Genomic DNA, 21,180 nt, shown 5'->3' with positions numbered 1-21,180 from the left:
GACGTTCGGCCTGAACCTGATGTCGGTGGTGCTGGCGCAGGACGAACCGCGCCAGACCGGGCCCGACTTCGGCAAGGCCAGCCCGCTCGGCTTCATCATCGTGATCTTCTTGCTGATCGGGGTGTTCGTGCTGGTGTGGTCGATGAACCGGCACCTCAAGCGGGTGCCGGAGTCCTTCGACACCGAACCGGCGGAAGGCGCCGACCCGGCCGGTGTGGGCCCGGCCGCCGGCGCCGGGTCCGCCGATCCCGACCTGGCCACCGACAACCCGGCCGACGGGACGAAACGTGAGTCCGGCTGAGGTCCCCACCTCAAACACGCTCGCCGCGGCGACGAGCCCGTACCTCCGCCAGCACGCCGACAACCCGGTGCACTGGCAGGAGTGGGGGCCCGAGGCACTGGCCCTGGCCGCGCAGCGCGATGTCCCGATCCTGCTGTCGATCGGTTACGCCGCGTGCCACTGGTGTCACGTGATGGCGCACGAATCGTTCGCCGACGCCGACGTGGCCGCCGTCGCCAACCGGGACTTCGTCTGCATCAAGGTCGATCGCGAGGAGCGCCCCGACCTCGACGCGGTCTACATGAACGCCACCGTCGCGTTGACCGGGCAGGGCGGCTGGCCGATGACCTGCTTTCTGACCCCGGACGGGCGGCCGTTCTTCTGCGGAACCTACTACCCGAAGCCCAACTTCCTGCAGTTGCTCGCCGCGGTGTCGGAGACGTGGCGCACGCGGCGCGCCGAGGTGGAGGACACGTCGGACAAGATCGCCGACGAGCTGCGGTCGATGTCCTCCGGACTACCGGGCGGCGGCCCGCCATTGGAACCGACGATGTGTGACGACGCGGTGGCGACGGTGCTCGCCGACGAGGACGTCGCGAACGGCGGATTCGGTGCGGCGCCGAAGTTTCCGCCGTCGGCGCTGTTGGAGGCGTTGCTGCGCAACCACGAACGCACCGGGGCGACAGCGCCGCTGTCCGCGGTGGCGCGTGCCGGGGAGGCGATGGCCCGCGGCGGCATCTACGACCAGCTCGCGGGTGGATTCGCCCGCTACAGCGTCGATGCTTCGTGGGTGGTTCCGCACTTCGAGAAGATGCTCTACGACAACGCCCAGTTGCTGCGGGTCTACGCGCACTGGGCGAGGCTCACCCGAAACACGCTGGCGCACCGGATCGCCGGCGGCATCGCCCGGTTTCTGATCGATGAGCTGAGCAGTGACGGGATGTTCGTGTCCTCGCTGGACGCCGACGCCGCCGGCGAAGAGGGACTGACCTACGTCTGGACTCCCGGACAGCTGCTCGAGATCCTCGGTCCCGACGACGGACGTTGGGCGGCAGAGGTTTTTGGTGTCACCGACGGCGGGACATTCGAGCAGGGCGCTTCGGTGCTGCAGTTGCGCGCCGATCCCGACGACGCCGAGCGCTTGGACAACGTTCGCACCGCCCTGCTGGTGGCGCGTTCCCTGCGACCGCAGCCAGCGCGCGACGACAAGGTCGTCACCGCCTGGAACGGGCTGGCGGTGACAGCCCTCGCAGAGGCCGGCGCCGGGTTGGGTCGTAGCGAATACCTCAGCGCGGCAATGGAATGCGCACAGCGCATCATCGATCTGCACCTGGTCGAGGGCCGGCTGCGCCGGTCCAGCCTCGCCGGAGTGGTCGGCGACAGCGTCGCCGTTCTCGAGGACCATGCCGCGTTGGCCACCGGGTTGCTGACGCTGCATCAGGCCACAGGGCAACAGGTCTGGCTGGACGAGGCCGTGGTGCTGCTCGACCTGGCACTCGACCATTTCGCCGATCCGGATGATCAGGGCCGCTGGTATGACGTCGCCGACGACGCCGAGCAACTGATGCTGCGACCGTCGGACCCGCTGGACGGCGCGACCCCGTCCGGTGCGTCGCTGATCACCGAAGCTCTGCAGCTGGCAGCACATCTGGTGTCCGCGGACCGCGCCGAGCGCTACGCGCGTGCCGCCGCCGCCACGCTGTCCAGGGCGTCGATGCTGCTCACCCGGGCGCCCCGCGCGGGTGGTCATTGGCTGACCGTCGCCGAGGCCGCAGTGCGGGGCCCGATCCAGATCGCGGTCGCCTGTGATCGGGCGGACTCCGAGCTGCTCGCCGCCGCCCGCCGGTTGGCGCCGGGCGGCGCCGTGGTGATCGGCGGGGCGGCCGACTCCTCGGAGTTGCTGATCGGCCGGCCGCGAGTGGGCGGCGCCGACGCGGCGTACGTGTGCCGCGGCCAGGTGTGCGACCTGCCCGTCACCACCGTCGCGGATCTGGCTGCCGCGCTGGGGAGCCCCGTGTAGCCTCGCGGCCATGCCGAGTGCCGAGCACATCACCCAAACCGTTCACCGCTATCTCGAGCTCGTCGGAGAAGGCCGCGCCGACGACGTCGTCGCGCTCTACGCCGACGACGCCACCGTCGAGGATCCCGTCGGCAGCGACGTGCACATCGGCAGGACTGCCATCCGCGGGTTCTACGGCAACATCGAGACGGTCAAGAGCCGTGGCGAGATCGTCACGCTGCGTGCGCTCGGGCACGAGGCGGCGTACTTCTGGCGGCTCGTCGTCGACCTCGGAGAGGGCGGCAAGATGAGCATCGAGATCATCAGCACGATGTCGTTCGACGACGAGGGCAAGATCTCGGCGATGAAGGCCTACTGGGGCCCGGAGAACATCACCCAGCTGTAGCCGACGCAGTACTAGAAGACGGCGAACCACATCGCGATGTAGTGGCAGATGGCCGCGACGGCCGTGCAGGCGTGGAAGAACTCGTGGTGGCCGAACGTCGTCGGCCACGGGTTCGGCCACTTCAGCGCGTACAGCACCCCGCCGATGCTGTAGAGCGCACCGCCGACGATCAGCAGCACCACCGCGGCGGTGCCCGCGCCGTCGGCGATCGGACCGATGAACCACGCCGCCACCCAGCCGAGCAGGATGTAGAGCGGCACGCCGAGCCATCGTGGCGCCGACGGCCACAGCATTTTCAGTGCGACGCCGGCCAACGCGCCACTCCAGACGATCCAGAACAGCGTCATGCCGCTGTGCTCGGGCAGGGCGAGCAGCGCGAACGGTGTGTAGCTTCCCGCGATGAACAGGAAGATCATCGAGTGATCGGCGCGCTTCATCCACTTGCGTGCGGTGGCCGACTTCCAGTTCACCCGGTGGTAGGTGCCGCTGACGGCGAACATCGCGACGATGGTCAGCGTGTAGATCAGGGTGGCGATCCCGGCGCGGGTCGATTCCATCGACCAGGACACCGCCACCAGCGTCGCGCCGCCGATGACCGCGATGACCGCCGAGTACACGTGGATCCAGCCCCGCGCCCGCGGCTTGCCCAGGAACTGGGCGACACCGTCGGCGACGGCTTCGGGAAAGTCCTCCGCTTCGTGGGGCGCACCCCGGCGGTCGGACTCGGTGGTATCGACGGGTTCAGTGGACGAGGCCATGTCACCTCCGCTGACTTGCTCGGGACTTCCCCGCGCCACAGTAGTCTGGACCATCGTGGAACTCATTCCGCGGCGACTCAAGGAGCCGATGTACCGGCTCTACGAGCTGCGGCTGCGCCAGGAGCTGGCGCCGGCACGCTCGGAGCTGCCCCGCCACATCGCGGTGCTGTGTGACGGCAACCGGCGCTGGGCCCGAGAACTCGGACACGACGACGTCAGCTACGGCTACCGCATGGGCGCGCACAAGATCGCCGAGATGCTGCGCTGGTGCCAGGAAGCCGGCATCGAGATGGCGACCGTGTACCTGCTCTCGACCGAGAATCTGCAACGCGACGCCGACGAGCTGGCGTCGCTGATCGACATCATCACCGAGGTCGTCGAGGAGATCTGCGCGCCGGCCAACCAGTGGAGCGTGCGCACCGTCGGGGACCTCGAACTGCTCGGCGAGGAGCCGGCGCGCCGGCTGCGCGAGGCTGTGCTGTCGACGGACAAGGCGCCTGCGGCGTCGTTTCACGTCAACGTCGCCGTCGGATACGGCGGACGGCAGGAGATCGTCGATGCCGTGCGGGCGCTGTTGGGCAAGGAACTGGCCAACGGAGCCACCGGCGACCAACTGATCGAGGCCGTCACCGCCGAGGCGATCTCGGAGAACCTGTACACCTCCGGGCAGCCCGACCCCGACCTGGTGATCCGGACGTCGGGGGAGCAACGGCTGTCGGGCTTTCTGCTCTGGCAGAGCGCGTACTCGGAGATGTGGTTCACCGAGGCGTACTGGCCGGAGTTCCGTCGCGTCGACTTCCTGCGTGCCCTGCGCGACTACAGCGCCAGGCACCGACGCTACGGACGTTGAGGAGTCAGCCGTGGCAGCCCTGTCCGCAACCGTCTTCGCGCTGAGCTGGTGGCTGGGGCTGTACCTGCTGAGCCGGGACCCGCGCAAGCTCGTGCTGGTGCTGGCTGCCGTCGGGTTGACGAGCTTCGCGCTGGTGGTCGCGCTGGATGCGGTCCGGGTGGTCAGCGGCTCGGCGGTGCTGGGCCAGATGGAGATCTATCTGGTCGCGGTGCCGGGCATCGCCTGGTTCGCGGTGCTGCTGGAGCTGTCGCGGCCACGCGACGCCTGGAGCAGCCGCGCGGGCGGCGCCGCGTTGGTGGGCGCCGTGGCCGCGGTCGCCTTCGCCGGTGCGGCGATGGCCGGTGATGTCGGCGGTCCGCTGCGCCTGGGGCACTGGGTGATGTTCGGCGCGGTGTCGGTGCCGTCGCTTGCCGCGATGATCCACGCGGTGCGGCGCCGCACCCAGCCGGGGCCGGTGGTCGGCTTCGCCGTGGTGGCCACGTTGTTCTTCGTGCTCGGCAACGCGATCCTGGTGATCCCGCTGGGCCTCCTCCCCAGCTGGCTGGCCTTGGCGTCGATCGGCTGCGACGTCGCGCTCCTCGGTGTCGCGGTGGCCATTTCGGACGCGTTCGACGAAGGTCACGCGCTACGTGACGACATGCTGCGGTCGTTCGTCGGCACGGTGGTGGTGGCGGTGCTGTTCGGCGGTCAGTTGCTGATAGGGCTGGCCGTCACGGGGCCGAACACCACCCTGGCCGTGCTGCTGTTCAGCAGTTTGGCGGTCGCGATCGCCATCAACGTGCTGGCCGACCCGTTTGCGGGACTGCTGGACCGGCTGGCTTTCTCCCGGTCACCGGCGCTACGGGCGGACCGTGCCGCGCTGCGCAGCACCGAGTCGGCGCTGCCGTTGCGGTCGGCCAACCCGCTGCAGGACATGGACGAGGACACGTTCGTCCGCGTCACCCGCCGCGCCCTCGGGCACTACGGCGATCTGTCGAAGCTGGTCGCCAGCCCGCTGACCGCACTGCCCGCCATCGGCGAGCGACTGGCCGCCCGCGGCGCCCCGGACCAGCCGCTGGAGCGGGCCAACGAACTGCGGGCGTTGCTGGCCGAACGGATCGCCGGACTCAAGCCCCGCGACGGCGCGGACTTCGGCACAACCGAGCAGTGGCGCCACTACAACTCGCTGTACTTCCCGTACGTCGCCGGGGTGCGTGCCTACGCCCAGAACGCGACCGCCGCCGGACTCGATCCCGTCGCCCGCCAGGCCTGGCACTGGCTGGTGGCCGAGGTGCCGCAACGCTCCCTGCACAACTGGCAGAACGCGGCGGCTCGGGTGATCGCCACCGATCTGCGCAGCACCCTCGCCTCCATCCACTAGCGCCGGAACGGTATTCCAACAGGCGCGAACTCGAACTTTTCCTGCTGGAATACCGTTCCGGCGAGGGGTGCTGACCTGCGGTTGGCAGTACCTGGCAGCGGCCGGTGTCGAGATGGCAGTGCGTCCTGAGCACCGTTGGTGACATGACCGCCTTCACCACCGGCACCGTCGCTCCGGCAGTGGCCACGACCGGTACCCAGACACAACTGCTTCGCTTCGCGCTGCGGGCCGACGCCACGCTGTGCGCCGGTGTCGGGCTGTTCATCGCGATGGCAGCCGACCCTCTGTCCCGGCTGTCGGGGTTGTCACCGACCACCGAATGGGCCGTCGGCGCCACGTTGGTCGGCTACGGCGCACTGCTCTACCTGTGCGCCCGGGTCAGCGACGTCCGCCTGGTCGGCCTGGGTGTCCTCGTCGGCAACATCGTGTTCGCCGTCGCGGCCGCGGTCGTGCTGCTGGCCGGATGGTTGCCGCTGACGACGTTCGGCGTGGTCGTGACGGTGGCGTTCACCACCGTCACGCTCGGCTTCGCCGTCCTGCAGTACCTCGGGGTGCGCCGCCTGGCGTGACCTCCACATGACTGGTCCGGAGTCGGTGCCGTGCTCGCAGAACGTTGCGGGCAGAGGTAGCGGCGCCGACTCCGGCACCGGTCGTCCGAGTAGTTCCGTAGTGATCCCGTAATCGAGAAAGGAAGCACCATGACCACCACCCTCTCCTCCCGACTGAACGAGTCGACCGACTCGCTGTTGCGCTTCGCGATGCGCGCCGACGGCGTCCTCAGCGGGCTGACCGGCATCGCCCTGCTGATCTTCGCCCGCCAGGTCGCCGAGATCTCCGGCACCACCCCTGCCATCGAGTACACGACCGGCGGTTTCTTCGTCGTCTTCGGGCTGGTGGTGCTGATACTGGCGGCGCGGCCGGCGATCCGCACGTCCGGCCTGGTGCTGGCGGTCGGGAACCTGCTGTTCAGCGTCGCCACGGTGGTCGTTGTGCTCGCCGGGGTGTGGCCGCTGACCACCACCGGTGTGGTGCTGGTTCTGGGCACCGGCGTGTACACACTGGTGATGGCCGAGCTGCAGTATCAGGGCGTGCGCCGGATCAAGGGGTAGTCAGAGCTTGCGCAGCCGCAACCGGTTGATCGAATGGTCGGCGTCCTTGCGCAACACCAACGTGGCCCGCGGCCTGGTCGGCAGAATGTTGTTGATCAGGTTGGGCCTGTTGATCGAGTGCCAGATGTCGCGGGCGGCGTAGACGGCCTGCTCGTCGCTCAGCGTGGAGTAGTGGTGGAAGTGCGAGGCCGGGTCGGCGAACGCCCCGGCCCGCATCGACAGGAACCGCGAGACGTACCACTGCTCGATGTCCTCGATACGTGCGTCGACGTACACCGAGAAGTCGAACAGGTCCGACACCATCAGCGCGGGACCGGTCTGCAGCACGTTGAGACCCTCGAGGATCAGGATGTCGGGGTGCTCGATGATCTGCTTCTCACCGCGCACGATGTCGTACAGCAGGTGTGAGTACACCGGGGCGCACACCGTGTCGGAGCCGGACTTCACCGCCGTGACGAACCGCATCAGCGCCCGGCGGTCGTAGCTCTCGGGAAAGCCCTTACGGTGCATCAGGTTCCGCCGGTTCAGCTCGGCGTTCGGGTACAGGAAGCCGTCGGTGGTGACCAGGTCGACCCGCGGGTGGTGCTCCCACCGGGCGAGCAGCGCCTGCAGCACGCGGGCGGTGGTCGACTTGCCCACGGCCACGCTGCCGGCCACCCCGATGATGAACGGCACCGGACGGTCCGGGTTCTGTTGGGGCTCGCCGAGGAACTCGGCGGTGGTCGCGAACAGCGCCTGCCGGGCGGCGACCTGCAAGTGGATCAGCCGGGCCAGCGGCAGATAGACCTCTTCGACTTCGAGCAGGTCGATCTTCTCGCCGAGTCCCCGCAGCCTGACCAGCTCGTCCTCGGTCAGCTTCAGCGGCGTCGACATACGAAGTGCACGCCATTGACTCCGGTCGAACTCCACATAGGGGCTGGGTTCGCTCAGCCGCGCCATGGGCCCAGTCTTGCAGTTAGGTTGTGAAGGCATGGACCTAGGTCGGGATTCAAGCACCCTGATCCGCGAGTACCTGACGCTCGGACTGCGCTTCGACAGAGTCGAGGAAGGCTACGTCGACGCGTTCACCGGCGACCCCGCACTCAAACGTGCCGTCGACGCGGAGCCGCAACCCGACCCCGCCGACCTGGCTCGCCAGGCCGAGAGGTTGCTGGCCGAGTTGCCCGCCGGGCTCGACGACGCGCGTGCCGCGTTCGTGGGCGCCCACCTGCGGGCGCTGGCGTGCGCCGGCCGCAAGTTCGCCGGGGAGCATGTCGGCTTCGTCGACGAGGTCGAGGCCTACTTCGACGTCCGGATCACCAAGGGCGACCCGGAGCGTTACCGGCAGGCGCACGCCAAGCTCGACGACGCGCTCGGGGGTGCCGGCACCCTCACCGAGCGGATGCAGACCTACCGCGCCACCGAGGAGATCCCGCCTGCCCGCCTCGAGGAGTGCATCCACGCGTTCTCCAGCGCGCTGCGCGACCGCGTCCGAGCGACGTTCCCGCTGCCCGCCCGGGAGACGATCAACTACGAGGTCGTCACCGACAAGCCGTGGTCGGGGTTCAACTATTACCTCGGCGACTACCGGTCGACGGTCGCCGTCAACGCCGATCTCAAGCAGCAGATGTCGAACCTGCCCCGGCTGGTGGCCCACGAGTCCTATCCCGGCCATCACACCGAGCACTGCCGCAAAGAAGCAGGCCTGGTCGAGGGCAAAGGGCAGGCCGAGCAGACGATCTTCCTGGTCAACACCCCGCAGTGCCTGATGGCCGAGGGGCTGGCCGACCTGGCGCTGTACGCCGCGGTGGGACCCACCTGGGGTACCTGGGCGTCCGAGATCTACGCCGACCTGGGGCTGCGCTTCGACGGTGAACGCTCGGAGTTGATCTCGGAGGCGACGGCCGCGCTGGCTGATGTCCGTCAGGATGCCGCGCTGATGCTGCACGACGAGCATCGCGACGTCGACGATGTCGTCGCGTTCCTCAAGCAGTGGCTGTTGGTCGACGACGTACGCGCCCGGCAGATGCTGCGGTTCCTGTCCTCGCCGCTGTGGCGGGCCTACACCAGCACCTACGTCGAGGGCTACCGCCTGCTCCGGGGTTGGCTGGACGCGCGCCCCGACGGGGTGAGCCTGACCGAGCGGTTCGGCACGCTGCTCGACGAGCCACTGATCCCGTCGTCGTTGCGGACCGGGTGACGGCGGCCTCGATTTCTGCGGCAGGGTCGTGCCAGGGCGACCGGAACGACCATGGTGCAGAAGTGGGTGTGGTGTTGGCCGACTAGGCTCGCAACCATGACTGCAGAGTCCGTGACCCCCTCGGCCGTCGCTCCGGGTGCCGAATACGCCGAGACCGCAGGGGAGGCGTATCGCGCCGCCCTCCGGGTGATCGAGAGCGTCGAGCCGCGAATCGCCGATGCCACCCGCAAAGAGCTTGCCGATCAACGGGATTCGCTCAAGCTGATCGCCAGCGAGAACTATGCCTCGCCCGCGGTGCTGTTGACCATGGGCACCTGGTTCTCCGACAAGTACGCCGAGGGCACCATCGGGCACCGGTTCTACGCGGCCTGCCAGAACGTCGACACCGTCGAGGCGCTGGCCGCCGAGCACGCCCGCGAGCTGTTCGGCGCCCCGTACGCCTACGCCCAGCCGCACTCCGGCATCGACGCCAACCTGGTCGCCTACTGGGCGATCCTGGCCACCCGGGTCGAGACCCCGGGGCTGGCCGAGTTCGGCGCCAAGCACATCAACGACCTGTCTGAGGCCGACTGGGAGACGCTGCGCGCCAAGCTCGGCAACCAGCGGCTGCTGGGAATGTCGCTGGACGCCGGGGGGCACCTCACCCACGGGTTCCGGCCCAACATCTCCGGCAAGATGTTCCACCAGCGCCAGTACGGCACCGACCCGGAGACCGGGCTGCTGGATTACGACGCCGTCGCCGCCGCCGCCCGGGAGTTCAAGCCGCTGGTGCTCGTCGCCGGTTACTCCGCGTATCCGCGCCGGGTGAACTTCGCGAAGATGCGCGAGATCGCCGACGAGGTGGGGGCCACCCTGATGGTCGACATGGCGCACTTCGCCGGGCTGGTGGCCGGCAAGGTGTTCACCGGTGACGAGGATCCGGTGCCGCACGCGCACGTCACGACCACCACCACCCACAAATCGCTTCGCGGTCCGCGTGGCGGGCTGATCTTGGCCACCGAGGAGTTCGCCCCCGCGGTCGACAAGGGCTGCCCGATGGTGCTCGGTGGCCCCCTGGCGCACGTGATGGCCGCCAAGGCAGTGGCGTTCGCCGAGGCGCGCCAACCGGCCTTCCGTGACTACGCGCAGAACATCGCGGACAACGCCAAGGCGCTGGCCGAGGGTTTCCTCAAGCGCGGAGCCCGCCTGGTCACCGGGGGCACCGACAACCACATCGTGCTGCTGGACGTGACGTCGTTCGGCCTCACCGGGCGCCAGGCCGAATCGGCGCTGCTGGACTCCGGGATCGTCACCAACCGCAACGCGATCCCCGCCGATCCGAACGGCGCCTGGTACACCAGCGGCATCCGGTTCGGCACCCCCGCCCTGACCACCCGCGGCTTCGGCGCCGACGACTTCGACCGGGTCGCCGAGCTGGTGGTCGAGGTGCTCGACAACACCGAACCGACACAAGGTGGTCCTACAGGAACTTCGAAGGCCAAGTACACCCTGGCCGACGGAACCGCCGAGCGGGTACACGCCGCGTCCGCCGAACTCCTGGCCGCCAATCCGCTGTATCCGGGGCTGACGCTTTAGCTCGGCGACACTCCGGCGACCCGATTTCGAGGAACATGTGAATTCGGGTTACAGTTACTTTCATGGCACAGAGACCTGTCCCTAATGCGCTGACCGCCGAGCTGGAGCCGGTCGTCATGCAGGAGCTGCGACGTCATCTGGACTCCGAGGACCTGTGGTACGCCCACGACTACGTGCCCTTCGACCAGGGCGAGAACTACGCGTTCCTGGGCGGCAAGGACTGGGACCCGTCGGAGGTGACGCTGCCCAAGCACATCACCGACGCGCTGGAGATCCTGCTGATCACCAAGGACAACCTCGCCGGCTATCACCGCGAGCTCGTCGAGCACTTCATCCTCGAGGCCAAGTGGGGTCGCTGGATCGGTCGCTGGACCGCCGAGGAGCACCTGCACGCCATCGCGCTGCGCAACTACCTGGTGGTCACCCGTGAGGTCGACCCCGCCGCCAACGAGGACGTCCGCGTCGAACACGTGGTGCAGGGCTACCGGGCCAACACCTACACCCAGCTCGAGACCCTGGCCTTCATGGCGTTCTTCGAGCGCGCTCACGCCGTGTTCTGCCGCAACCTGCAGGCACAGACCGAGGAGCCGACGCTGGCCGCGATGGTGGGGCGCATCGTCCAGGACGAGGAGCGCCACGAGGAGTTCTTCGCCAACCTGATCAGCCACTGCCTGACCTACTCCCGCGACGAGACAGTCGAGGCCATCGCCAAGCGTGCCGGGGAACTCGGCGTCGTCGGCGGTGACATCGTCGCCTACCGCGACAAGGTGGCCAACGTCGCCCAGGCCGGCATCTTCGACGAGGCGCAGCTGCGCCAGGTGATCTCGGACCGCATCACCGCGTGGGGACTGGCCGACGAGCCGCGCCTGCGGCAGTTCACCAGCTCGTAACCCGCACGCCTTTCGGACACGGCGCGCCTGCACGGCGCAAAAGCGGCAGCCGGAGTAGCGTCGGTTTCGATGGCTAGCAACATGCTCTGCTATCCGGGCGGTCCCGATCATCTCGATCACAAAGGACCGGCCCCGGTCCTGGAGACCGCTGTGTGTCCACCGAGAGTGTTCGTGTGGGGCCGCACGGGCTCGAGGAGCGCTACGTGACTGAATCGTTCGTCCGTACCTACGTGCTCGACACCTCCGTGCTGCTGTCCGATCCCTGGGCGTGCTCACGGTTCGCCGAACACGAAGTGGTTGTTCCGCTGGTGGTCATCAGCGAATTGGAAGCCAAGCGGCATCATCATGAGCTCGGCTGGTTCGCTCGACAGGCACTGCGGATGTTCGATGATCTGCGGCTCGAACACGGTCGCCTGGATCAGCCGATTCCGGTCGGTGACCACGGCGGCACTCTGCACATCGAGCTCAACCACAGCGACCCGTCGGTGCTGCCCGCCGGCTTCCGGACCGAGAGCAACGATTCGCGGATCCTGACGTGTGCTGCCAACCTCGCCGCCGAAGGCAAGCGAGTCACGTTGGTGACCAAGGACATTCCGCTGCGTGTGAAGGCGGGCGCGGTCGGCTTGGCCGCCGACGAGTACCACGCTCAGGACGTCGTCACCTCCGGCTGGACCGGGATGGCGGAGCTCGAGGTGTCCAGCGAAGAGGTCGACGGACTGTTCGCCGAAGGGGACATCGACCTCGAGGCCGCCCGTGACCTGCCCTGTCACACCGGAATCCGGTTGTTGGGCAGCAACTCCCACGCGCTCGGCCGGGTCAACGCCGACAAGCGGGTGCAGCTGGTCCGTGGTGATCGCGAGGTGTTCGGCCTCCGGGGAAGGTCAGCCGAACAGCGCGTGGCACTGGATCTGCTGCTCGACGAGTCCGTCGGCATCGTGTCTCTGGGCGGCAAGGCGGGCACCGGGAAGTCGGCGCTGGCGCTGTGCGCAGGACTGGAGGCGGTGCTGGAGCGCCGCACCCAGCGCAAGGTCGTGGTCTTCCGGCCGCTGTACGCGGTCGGTGGCCAGGATCTCGGCTACCTGCCCGGCAGCGAGAGCGAGAAGATGGGGCCATGGGCACAGGCGGTCTTCGACACCCTCGAAGGTCTCGCCAGTCCCGCCGTGCTCGAAGAGGTGCTCGCCCGCGGCATGCTCGAGGTGCTGCCGCTGACGCACATCCGGGGTCGCTCGCTGCACGACTCGTTCGTGATCGTCGACGAGGCGCAGTCGCTGGAGCGCAACGTGCTGCTCACCGTGCTGTCGCGACTGGGGACCGGCTCGCGGGTGGTGCTGACCCACGATGTCGCCCAGCGGGACAACCTACGGGTCGGCCGCCACGACGGCGTCGCCGCGGTGATCGAGAAGCTCAAGGGTCATCCCCTGTTCGCGCACATCACCCTGCTGCGCAGCGAGCGCTCGCCGATCGCGGCGTTGGTCACCGAGATGCTCGAGGAGATCAGCCCCGGCGCCCTGCCCTGAGAGGTCGGTAGGCTGCCGGCGTGCTGAAGCGCTGCGCCGGTGCCGTGTTGGTGGTCCTGTCGGTGGTGGCCGGGCTGATCTGGCGTGTCGGTGAGGCCGGTGCCGAGACCGTGGACTGCTCGAGGGTCAAGTGTGTGGCGCTGACCTTCGACGACGGACCCGGCCCGCACACCGACCGCTTGTTGCAGATCCTGCGGGCCGACAATGCGGAGGCGACGTTCTTTCTGATCGGCGACAAGGTGGCGGCCGACCCCGCCGCCGCCCGGCGGATCGCCGATGCCGGCATGGAGATCGGCAATCACACCTGGCAGCACCCTGACATGACGGCTATCCCGCCGCACGAGATCGCTGCTCAGTTCAGTAGGGCCACCGACGCCATCGAGGCCGCCACGGGCCGTCGGCCGAGCCTGGTCCGCACGGGCGGGGGATGGGTCGACGACACGGTGCTGACCGAAGCCGGTCGCCAAGGCCTTGCCGCCGTCAACTGGGACGTCAACCCGTTCGACTGGGTCCACGACCCCGACACCGCCGCGACCCGGGACGCGCTGATGAGCCAGATCAGACCCGGCGCGGTGGTGCTGCTGCACGACACCCTGTCATCGACGGTGGATCTGACCGAACAGATCATCCCGGTGCTGAAGGCCGATGGCTACCACCTGGTGACGGTCACCCAGCTTCTCGGGCCGCGGACCCCCGGCAGCTTCTACGGCAGCTGATCTCGCAGGGGGTTTCAGCGTTTGTCGTCGTGGATCTTGGCCATGGCCAACACATCCAGCCGCTTGTCGAGTTCTTCCTCCGAGAGCTTGTCGCCGATCAGGCCGCGGTCGATGACCGTCTGCCGGATCGTCTTGCGCTCCTTGAGGGCCTCCTTGGCGACCTTGGCCGCCTCCTCGTAACCGATCGCGGAGTTCAGCGGTGTCACGATCGACGGCGACGACTCGGCGAGCTCACGCAGCCGCTCCTCGTTGGCCACCAGGCCGTCGATGCACCGGGCGGCGAACAACTTCGATACGTTCGCCAGCAGCGTGAACGACTCCAGCATGTTGCGCGCCATCATCGGGATGTAGACGTTCAGCTCGAACGCGCCGTTGCCGCCACCCCAGGTGATGGCCGCGTCGTTGCCGATGACCTGCGCCGCGACCTGCGTCACCGCCTCCGGGATGACGGGGTTGACCTTGCCGGGCATGATCGAGCTGCCCGGCTGCAGGTCGGGCAACTGCAGCTCGCCCAGCCCGGTCAGCGGTCCCGAGCCCATCCAGCGGATGTCGTTGGCGATCTTGGTCAGCGAGACGGCGATCGTCTTCAGCGCGCCGGAAGCCTCGACCAGCCCGTCACGGGCCGCCTGGGCCTCGAACGGGTCGACGGCCGTGCGAAGTTCGGCGATCCCGGTCTGGTCGACGAGCACCTCGACGACCCTGGTGCCGAAACCGTCGGGGGCGTTGAGGCCGGTGCCCACCGCGGTGCCGCCGATGGCGAGCTCGCCCAGTCGGGGCAGCGTCGCCTTGACCCTTTCTATGCCCGCCTCGATCTGGCGTGCGTAGCCGCCGAACTCCTGGCCGAGGGTCACCGGCACCGCGTCCATCAGGTGGGTGCGGCCGGACTTGACCACCTTGTGCCACTGGCCGGCCTTGGCCGTCAACGATTCGCGCAGCACCTCGAGGCCCGGGATCAGATGGCGGACAGCGGCTTCGGTGGCCGCGATGTGGGTGGCGGTCGGGAACGTGTCGTTGGAGCTCTGCGACATGTTCACGTCGTCGTTGGGGTGCACGGTGACACCGTTGTTCCCACAGATCGACGCGATCACCTCGTTGGTGTTCATGTTCGAGCTGGTGCCCGAGCCGGTCTGGAACACGTCGATGGGGAACTGGTCGTCGTGGCGGCCCTCGGCGATCTCGGCGGCGGCAGCGATGATCGCATCGGCCCTCTCCGGGGCCAGCAGCCCGAGGTCCTTGTTCACCTGGGCGCAGGCGCCCTTGAGCAGGCCGAGCGCGCGGATCTGGGTGCGCTCGAGGCCGCGGCCGGAGATCGGGAAGTTCTCCACGGCCCGCTGGGTCTGCGCGCGCCACAACGCATCGATCGGCACCCGGACCTCGCCCATGGTGTCGTGCTCGATCCGGAATTCGCCGTCTTCCTGCTGAACAGCGGCGTCGGTGCTCATGTATGCCCTTCTGATGTCGGTGGTTACGGCAACGGGTACGCGGCGGACTTGTCGCCGGTGAAGTCGACCGAGGAGTATTCGTTGAGCTTGGACAGGCGGTGGTAGGCCTCGATCATTCTGACCGTCCCGGACTTCGAGCGCATCACGATCGACTGCGTGGTGCACCCACCGCCGTAGTACTGCACGCCCTTGAGCAGGTCGCCGTCGGTGACCCCGGTGGCGGAGAAGAACACGTTCTCACCCGAGACCAGATCCTCGGTGAACAACACCTTGTCCAGGTCGTGGCCGCGGTCGAGGGCCTTCTGACGTTCGGCGTCGTCGGTGGGGGCGAGCTGGGCCTGGATCGCCCCGCCCATGCAGCGGATCGCCGCCGCCGTGATGATGCCTTCCGGTGTGCCGCCGATGCCGGCCAACAGGTCGGTGCCCGATCCGGGGCGGCAGGCGGCGATGGCACCGGCGACGTCGCCGTCGGAGATCAGCCGGATACGCGCACCCGCCTCCCTGACGTCAGCCATCAGCTGGGTGTGCCGAGGCCGGTCCAGCACGCACACCGTCAGGTCGGCGACGGTCAGGTTCTTGGCCTGGGCGACGCGGCGGATGTTCTCCCCGATCGGGGCGGTGATGTCGATGACGTCGACGGCCTCGGGCCCCACCGCGATCTTGTTCATGTAGAACACCGCCGACGGGTCGAACATCGCGCCGCGCTCGGCGACGGCGAGCACCGAGATGGCATTGGGCATGCCCTTGCTCATCAGGGTGGTCCCGTCGACCGGATCGACGGCGAAGTCGCAGTCGGGGCCGTCGCCGTTGCCGACCTCTTCACCGTTGTAGAGCATCGGGGCGTTGTCCTTCTCGCCCTCACCGATCACCACGACACCACGCATCGACACCGAGTTGACGAGCTGGCGCATCGCGTCGACAGCCGCGCCGTCCCCGCCTTCCTTGTCCCCCCGGCCTACCCAGCGGCCGGCGGCCATCGCACCTGCCTCGGTCACCCGCACGAGTTCGAGGGCGAGATTTCGGTCTGGGGCTTCACGACGTGCGGCGCTCATGGGCAGATTCTCCCATTAGCGAATGCACGGTCGGGAACAGGGATACTGGCAGACATGACGATGCCGCCCGAACCGGGCCGACGGGTCCCGGATCACCCGGGTAGCGGGCCCGAAGACGCAGGCCACGACAGTGCAGCAGCTGGGGTCGGCTACGCGGTTCCGGGTCCACGCCCGGCGAAGTCCCGGCTGCTCCAAGACGGTCGCGACATGTTCTGGTCGATGGCGCCTCTGGTGCTGGTCTGTGTGCTGCTCGCCGGGGTGCTGGGAATGTGCTCGTTCGCGCCCGCTGGTCCGGGAGCGGGTCCGGTTCCCGATTACGACGCCCCGGCCGCGCTGCAGGCCGACGCCGACGCGCTCCAGATTCCGATCAGGGTGCCCGACCTCCCTGAGGGGTGGCGGCCGAACTCCGGCAGCCGCAAGGGCATCGAGGGTGGGCGCACCGACCCGGTGACCGGTCAGCCGGTGCGCGCCGTCAGCTCCACCGTCGGCTACCTGGCACCCAGCGGCATGTATCTGAGCCTGACCCAGAGCAACGCCGACGAGGACAAGCTGATCGCGTCGTTCGCACCCGACCTGGTGCCCACCGGCACCGAGGAGGTGGACGGGGTGACCTGGGTCGTCTACCAGGGCGGTGAGCGCGACGGGAGACCGGCCGAACCGGTGTGGACCGCCCAGCTGCGCGGCCCGACGGGACCTGCCCAGATCGCGCTGACCGGGGCCGCGGGTACGGACGAGTACCGTACGCTGGCCGCGGCGACGCAGTCCCAGTCGCCGCTGCCCGTCTCCTAGGAGCTCGCGATGATCCCACCCAGTTCCGACGTCAGCGGCGCGGCTCCTGAGGCCGATCTCACCGGATGGTCCGCCGAACCGTTCTCGGCGGCCGGATTCACCTACGACGTGTATCGCAAGGGTGAAGGCCCGGGCGTGGTGCTGATTCCAGAGATGCCCGGCCTGCACCCCGGAGTGCTCGCCCTGGGCAATCACCTGGTGGACAACGGGTTCACCGTCGCAGCGCCGTCGTTGTACGGCACGCCGGGGGCGCCGGGAGTCCGGCCCGGCGCGGTGCCGGTGATGCTGCGCGGGTGTGTGGCCAAGGAGTTCGCGGCGTTCGCGACCAACGCGGACCGGCCGATCGCCCACTACCTGCGGGCCCTGGCCCGCGACCTCAACGAGCGCACCCCGGGTAAGGGGGTCGGTGTCATCGGCGAATGCTGGAGCGGCGGTTTCGCACTGGCCGCGGCGGTGGACGAAAGCGTCCTGGCCCCGGTGCTGAGCCAGCCGTCACTGCCGATCGGGCTGACCGCCAAGCAGAAAGCCGACCCAGGTCTGTCGGAAGCGGAGCTGCAGATCGTCGAACGCCGGGCTGCCGAAGACGGGTTGTGTGCTCTGGGGCTGCGCTTCAGCGACGACCCGCTGTCGCCGGCGGCGCGGTTCAAGACGCTCAAGGCCCGTCTCGGCGACGCGTTCGAGGTCATCGAGATCAACTCCAAACCGGGCAACGAACACGGCTTCGGGAAGATGGCCCACTCGGTGCTGACCCTCGAGGTCCGCGAGGTCGACGGCCACCCCGCCTATGAGGCCCGCAAGAGAGTCGTCGAGTTCCTCAAGTCTGCGCTGGCTTAGCGGCCGCCGGCTCGGGCTCCTCCTCCGGTTCCGGGTCGGGCCGCTTGGTGCCTTTCCCGGGCAGCAGCCGACGCCACCACGGAACGTCCCGTTCGGCCTCGTCGTCGGCCGGATCGGCGCGGGTGCCGGTGAGCGACTCCAACGGTTCGCCCTTGTAGACGGCCAGATACACGCTGATCGTCGTCACGACGACGATCATCAGCACCGGGCCCAGCACGATCCCCCAGAACCCGAACATCTTCAGGCCCGCGAACACCGCCAACAGCATCAGCGCCGGGTGCAGGTGCGCGCTCTTGGGCACCAGGAAGGGGCGGAGGACGTTGTCGATGCTGGTGGTCACGAGGACGTGGAACACGACCACGAAGATCCCGCCGGCGATGTTGCCGAAGATCGCCATGCCGATACCGAGCGGGATCGTGACGATGCCACTGCCCAGCGGGATGAACGACAGCGCGGTCAGGAAGATGACGAACATGAAGAAGCCGTCGTGGATGCCGGCGATGTAGATCGACACGGCACCGGCGACACCCTGGCAGACGGCGATGATCAGCTGGCCCTTGACAGTCGCCGACACCATGGCTCCCACCTTGGCCAGATAGATGTCAGAAACCCGGTCCCCCAGAGGATTGAGGTCGCGGAACAGGTCCAGGACCCTGTCGCCTCGGGTCAGCAGCGCGATGAAGACGTACAGGAAGATGATCATCGCCGTCACGACGGTGGCGATGCTGCCCACCGAGTCACGCAACACTCCCAACGCGACCTGCCCGCCGCTCTGCCCGAGCTTGGCGGCTGCGTCCCGGACCGAGTCCTGGGTCAGGGTGACTTCGATGAACGGGATCCGGTCCAGCGCCCGGTTGGCCGAGTCGAGCAGTCGCTGGGCCAACGCGGTGAAATCGGTCTGCGCCGCCCACTGGCTGACGCTGGTCACCATCTGGCTGATCTGCAGGAAGGCGAGGAAGGCGACCCCGGTCAGGGGCACGGCCACGGTCGCGATCGCGGCCAGCAGTGTCACGGTGGCCGAAAGGCCGACGTTCGTCTTCTCGAGCAGGCGCCGGTAGAGCGGGTTGAACAGATAGGCCAGCACGGCCGCCACGGCGATCAGCAGGACGTACCCGCGCAGGAAGTAGGCGGCGAAAGCGAGTGCGAGGACGGTGAACACGGCCAGGGCGCGCTTCTGGCTGACGCTGAAATCCTGTGTCATGCGCCCCTCCCGTGACCGCCGACCGCAACCCTAACCCGCGTCGACCGCGCGGGACGGTGATCCTTTCGTCTGCCGGGTCCGCTGCGCGGACACGAACCGCATCGCCATCCGGTTCATCAGTGTCGGCGCTGCCCGCGCAAACAGCCACTGCGCGTGCGCGACAGGCGGTTTGACCAGGATCGCCTTGTTTCGATCGATGGCGCGCAGGGTGTCGCGGGCCAGCCGGTCCGCGTCGTAGGGCTTGCCGCCCTGGGACTGCAGGAAGTAGTCCCGGCCGACGAAACCGCCGACCGCCCCCTTGTCCAGGATGGGGGTCTCGACCGCCGCTGGGCAGACCACGAGTACCCCGACGCCCCGCGGCACCGCCTCCGAGCGCAGCGCCATGGACATCCCGACGACGGCATGCTTGGTCGCCACGTAGCTGGTGACCTGTCCGGCCGCGGTGAGACCGGCCATCGACGCGGTGTTGACGATGTGGCCGTGGCCCTGCCTGAGCATCTGCGGGTAGGCCGCGGCGATTCCGTGCACCACACCGCGCACGTTGACGTCGATGATGGCGTTCCACTGGTCGAGTGTGAGCAGTTCGGTGTCTCCGCCCCACACGATCCCTGCGTTGTTGAACATCAGGTCGAGTCGCCCGGTGCGGGCGACCACGTCGTCGACGGTGGCCTGCACGGCGCCGGCATCGGTGACGTCCAGACGCGCCGCGCGGGCGCGCCCGCTGAGCGACGACGCGGTCTCGTCGGCGGCCTCGGCGTCGACGTCGGTGCACAGCACGTGCGCACCGGCCAGATCCAGGGCACGGCACAGTGCGGCGCCGATCCCGGACCCCGCGCCGGTGACGATCGCGTGTCTGCCCGCGGAGCTCATGACTGTTCGACCAATCTCATGACGTGTCCCATCACATCGGGGTAGCGCTTGAGGTGCGCGCCGCCGTTGATGTCGAGGACCTCACCGGTGAGCCACGACGACCCCGGAGAGCACAGGTACACAACGGCATTGGCGATGTCCTCCGGGGTGCCCGCGCGGCCGAGGGCGGTGTTGTCGACATAGTCCTCGACCACGCCGGGTACCGAGGCGGCCGCCGCGGTCAGCGGGGTGTGCACGAAGCCGGGTGCGACGGCGTTGACCCGGATGCCCCGCGGACCCATCTCGAGGGCGGCCACCTGGGTCAGCATCGACAATCCCGCCTTGGCAGCGCAGTAGGCGCTCATTCCGGCTGCCGCCTGGCGGCCGTTGAGCGACGTGATCGACACCAGTGAACCGCCGTCGCGCAGGTGCCTGCCGGCATGCTTCATGACGATCATCGAGCCGGTGAGGCACACGTCGATCACCGCACGGAAGTCGGCGACGGGCATGTCGGTGATCAGGCCGACGTTGCTGAATCCGGCGCAGTTGACCGCGATGTCGAGCGGGCCGGTGTCGTCGAAGAGGCGCTGGACCGAGTCCTCGTCGGTGACGTCGACGGCGGCCGCGGTGTGCGGTGCACCCAGTTCCTGGGCGCGTGATCGTGCCCCGGCCTCGTTGAGGTCGGCGACGGTGATCTGGCAGCCTTCGGCCGCCAGGGCTCGGGCGGTAGCCCATCCGATCCCGGACGCCCCGCCGATGACGATCGCCTGCCTGGCGGTCGCCTCGATACTGTCGGTCATCCAGTGGGCCCTTCGACGACGGAATGGAACGTGTTCTAACTTCACATCCCGACGTCGAAAGCACAATAGCGACGGCCGACCCGGCAATGGCAGACTCGGTGCGGTGACTGAACTGAAGATGTCGGAGTCGGTGTTCGTGGCGGCGCCCCCGGAGAAGCTGTACGAGCTGGTGTCGGATGTGACGCGGATGGGTGAGTGGAGCCCCGTCTGCCGGTCCTGCTGGTGGGACGAGGGGGCGGGACCGTCGGTGGGTTCGTGGTTCACCGGCCGCAACCAGACGCCCGAACGGACCTGGGAGACGCGCAGTCAGGTGGTGGCCGCCGACCCTGGACGGAAGTTCGCGTGGGAGGTCAACAACGGCTGGGTCTACTGGGGTTATGAGTTCGAACCGGAGGCCGACGGCACCCGCCTGACCGAGTCCTGGGAGTTCCTGCCCGCGGGCCTCGCCGGATTCCGCGAGCGCTTCGGGGATGCGGCCGACGCCGAGATCGCCAAGCGCAGTGACGCGGCGAAGAGTGGGATTCCGGCCACGCTCGCTGCGATCAAACGGGCCGCCGAAACCGGCTGAGGCAGC

22 protein-coding genes are annotated in these 21,180 nt (G+C 68.5%); 15 read left to right on the top strand and 7 right to left on the bottom strand.

The window, feature by feature from the left end; all coding sequences use genetic code 11:
* The first annotated feature begins 19 nt into the window (after positions 1 to 19).
* From G6N53_RS26210 to G6N53_RS26200, 3 genes are read left to right on the top strand one after another with little or no spacing between them, the layout of a single operon-like run.
* Positions 20 to 301, top strand: coding sequence for a hypothetical protein (locus tag G6N53_RS26210; protein ID WP_163896385.1), 282 nt, complete (start codon positions 20 to 22; stop codon positions 299 to 301).
* Positions 288 to 2,300 (top strand): thioredoxin domain-containing protein, encoded by a 2,013-nt coding sequence (locus G6N53_RS26205; RefSeq protein ID WP_163894040.1) that lies wholly within the window; start codon positions 288 to 290, stop codon positions 2,298 to 2,300. The genes G6N53_RS26210 and G6N53_RS26205 overlap by 14 nt, the downstream gene beginning before the upstream one ends.
* A 10-nt stretch (positions 2,301 to 2,310) precedes the next feature.
* Positions 2,311 to 2,685, top strand: coding sequence for a nuclear transport factor 2 family protein (locus G6N53_RS26200; protein WP_163894038.1), 375 nt, complete (start codon positions 2,311 to 2,313; stop codon positions 2,683 to 2,685).
* An 11-nt stretch (positions 2,686 to 2,696) separates the two neighbouring features.
* Here G6N53_RS26200 and trhA read toward each other — a convergent pair whose 3' ends face one another.
* Positions 2,697 to 3,443: a PAQR family membrane homeostasis protein TrhA gene (trhA, locus tag G6N53_RS26195; protein WP_163894036.1), complete on the bottom strand. Its 747-nt coding sequence runs from the start codon at positions 3,441 to 3,443 to the stop codon at positions 2,697 to 2,699.
* Between the two features lie 55 nt (positions 3,444 to 3,498).
* Between trhA and G6N53_RS26190 the strand changes: the two genes are divergently transcribed.
* The 4 genes from G6N53_RS26190 to G6N53_RS26175 all read left to right on the top strand — a co-directional run bounded on the left by G6N53_RS26190 (position 3,499) and on the right by G6N53_RS26175 (position 6,762).
* On the top strand, positions 3,499 to 4,293 hold the full coding sequence (locus G6N53_RS26190; protein WP_163894034.1) for a (2Z,6E)-farnesyl diphosphate synthase: 795 nt from the start codon (positions 3,499 to 3,501) through the stop codon (positions 4,291 to 4,293).
* A gap of 10 nt (positions 4,294 to 4,303) precedes the next feature.
* The gene (locus tag G6N53_RS26185; protein ID WP_163894032.1) at positions 4,304 to 5,653 is read left to right on the top strand and encodes a L,D-transpeptidase family protein; all 1,350 of its coding nucleotides are present in this window, start codon (positions 4,304 to 4,306) and stop codon (positions 5,651 to 5,653) included.
* A 143-nt stretch (positions 5,654 to 5,796) separates the two neighbouring features.
* Positions 5,797 to 6,222, top strand: a complete 426-nt coding sequence (locus G6N53_RS26180) for a hypothetical protein (RefSeq protein WP_237166649.1) — start codon at positions 5,797 to 5,799, stop codon at positions 6,220 to 6,222.
* A 129-nt stretch (positions 6,223 to 6,351) separates the two neighbouring features.
* Positions 6,352 to 6,762 carry a hypothetical protein gene (locus tag G6N53_RS26175; RefSeq protein ID WP_163894030.1) on the top strand — a complete coding sequence of 137 codons (411 nt, stop codon included), beginning with the start codon at positions 6,352 to 6,354 and terminating at the stop codon, positions 6,760 to 6,762.
* On the opposite strand, the gene coaA is transcribed toward G6N53_RS26175, so the two are convergent.
* A complete protein-coding gene (coaA, locus tag G6N53_RS26170; protein WP_163894029.1) occupies positions 6,763 to 7,701 on the bottom strand; it encodes a type I pantothenate kinase in 939 nt (312 codons plus the stop codon).
* A 31-nt stretch (positions 7,702 to 7,732) separates the two neighbouring features.
* Here coaA and G6N53_RS26165 point away from each other — a divergent pair, with 31 nt between their 5' ends.
* From G6N53_RS26165 to G6N53_RS26145, 5 genes are all read left to right on the top strand, one after another.
* Positions 7,733 to 8,941, top strand: coding sequence for a DUF885 domain-containing protein (locus G6N53_RS26165; protein ID WP_163894027.1), 1,209 nt, complete (start codon positions 7,733 to 7,735; stop codon positions 8,939 to 8,941).
* A gap of 96 nt (positions 8,942 to 9,037) precedes the next feature.
* The gene (locus tag G6N53_RS26160) at positions 9,038 to 10,516 is read left to right on the top strand and encodes a glycine hydroxymethyltransferase (RefSeq protein ID WP_163894026.1); all 1,479 of its coding nucleotides are present in this window, start codon (positions 9,038 to 9,040) and stop codon (positions 10,514 to 10,516) included.
* Between the two features lie 62 nt (positions 10,517 to 10,578).
* Positions 10,579 to 11,406, top strand: coding sequence for an acyl-ACP desaturase (locus tag G6N53_RS26155; RefSeq protein WP_163894024.1), 828 nt, complete (start codon positions 10,579 to 10,581; stop codon positions 11,404 to 11,406).
* 203 nt (positions 11,407 to 11,609) lie between these two features.
* The gene (phoH2, locus tag G6N53_RS26150) at positions 11,610 to 12,923 is read left to right on the top strand and encodes an RNA 5'-3' helicase PhoH2 (RefSeq protein WP_163894022.1); all 1,314 of its coding nucleotides are present in this window, start codon (positions 11,610 to 11,612) and stop codon (positions 12,921 to 12,923) included.
* A gap of 44 nt (positions 12,924 to 12,967) precedes the next feature.
* Positions 12,968 to 13,639, top strand: coding sequence for a polysaccharide deacetylase family protein (locus G6N53_RS26145; protein WP_237166792.1), 672 nt, complete (start codon positions 12,968 to 12,970; stop codon positions 13,637 to 13,639).
* Between the two features lie 14 nt (positions 13,640 to 13,653).
* Here G6N53_RS26145 and G6N53_RS26140 read toward each other — a convergent pair whose 3' ends face one another.
* Positions 13,654 to 15,081, bottom strand: a complete 1,428-nt coding sequence (locus G6N53_RS26140) for a class II fumarate hydratase (RefSeq protein ID WP_163894017.1) — start codon at positions 15,079 to 15,081, stop codon at positions 13,654 to 13,656.
* 23 nt (positions 15,082 to 15,104) lie between these two features.
* Positions 15,105 to 16,133 carry a class II fructose-bisphosphatase gene (gene glpX / locus G6N53_RS26135; protein WP_163894015.1) on the bottom strand — a complete coding sequence of 343 codons (1,029 nt, stop codon included), beginning with the start codon at positions 16,131 to 16,133 and terminating at the stop codon, positions 15,105 to 15,107.
* A 54-nt stretch (positions 16,134 to 16,187) separates the two neighbouring features.
* Between glpX and G6N53_RS26130 the strand changes: the two genes are divergently transcribed.
* Entirely contained in the window at positions 16,188 to 16,922 is a 735-nt protein-coding gene (locus G6N53_RS26130) for a DUF4245 domain-containing protein (RefSeq protein WP_237166648.1), read from the top strand.
* A 9-nt stretch (positions 16,923 to 16,931) separates the two neighbouring features.
* A complete protein-coding gene (locus tag G6N53_RS26125; RefSeq protein WP_163894013.1) occupies positions 16,932 to 17,756 on the top strand; it encodes a dienelactone hydrolase family protein in 825 nt (274 codons plus the stop codon).
* Here the strand turns inward: G6N53_RS26125 and G6N53_RS26120 are convergent.
* The 3 genes from G6N53_RS26120 to G6N53_RS26110 are packed head-to-tail and all read right to left on the bottom strand — an operon-like array spanning position 17,737 to position 20,606.
* The gene (locus G6N53_RS26120) at positions 17,737 to 18,957 is read right to left on the bottom strand and encodes an AI-2E family transporter (protein WP_163894010.1); all 1,221 of its coding nucleotides are present in this window, start codon (positions 18,955 to 18,957) and stop codon (positions 17,737 to 17,739) included. The two genes, G6N53_RS26125 and G6N53_RS26120, sit on opposite strands and share 20 nt — an antisense overlap.
* A 30-nt stretch (positions 18,958 to 18,987) precedes the next feature.
* A complete protein-coding gene (locus tag G6N53_RS26115; RefSeq protein ID WP_163894008.1) occupies positions 18,988 to 19,827 on the bottom strand; it encodes an SDR family oxidoreductase in 840 nt (279 codons plus the stop codon).
* The gene (locus tag G6N53_RS26110) at positions 19,824 to 20,606 is read right to left on the bottom strand and encodes an SDR family NAD(P)-dependent oxidoreductase (RefSeq protein ID WP_163894006.1); all 783 of its coding nucleotides are present in this window, start codon (positions 20,604 to 20,606) and stop codon (positions 19,824 to 19,826) included. The genes G6N53_RS26115 and G6N53_RS26110 overlap by 4 nt, the downstream gene beginning before the upstream one ends.
* Positions 20,607 to 20,709: 103 nt before the next feature.
* Between G6N53_RS26110 and G6N53_RS26105 the strand changes: the two genes are divergently transcribed.
* Positions 20,710 to 21,174 carry an SRPBCC family protein gene (locus G6N53_RS26105; RefSeq protein ID WP_163894004.1) on the top strand — a complete coding sequence of 155 codons (465 nt, stop codon included), beginning with the start codon at positions 20,710 to 20,712 and terminating at the stop codon, positions 21,172 to 21,174.
* Positions 21,175 to 21,180: the final 6 nt, after the last annotated feature.

The organism is Mycolicibacterium hippocampi (assembly GCF_010723735.1).
In the GTDB taxonomy this organism is placed as follows: Bacteria; Actinomycetota; Actinomycetes; order Mycobacteriales; family Mycobacteriaceae; genus Mycobacterium; species Mycobacterium hippocampi.
Note: the sequence above shows the minus strand (reverse complement) of the source record. Positions and strands in the feature narration are given on the sequence as shown.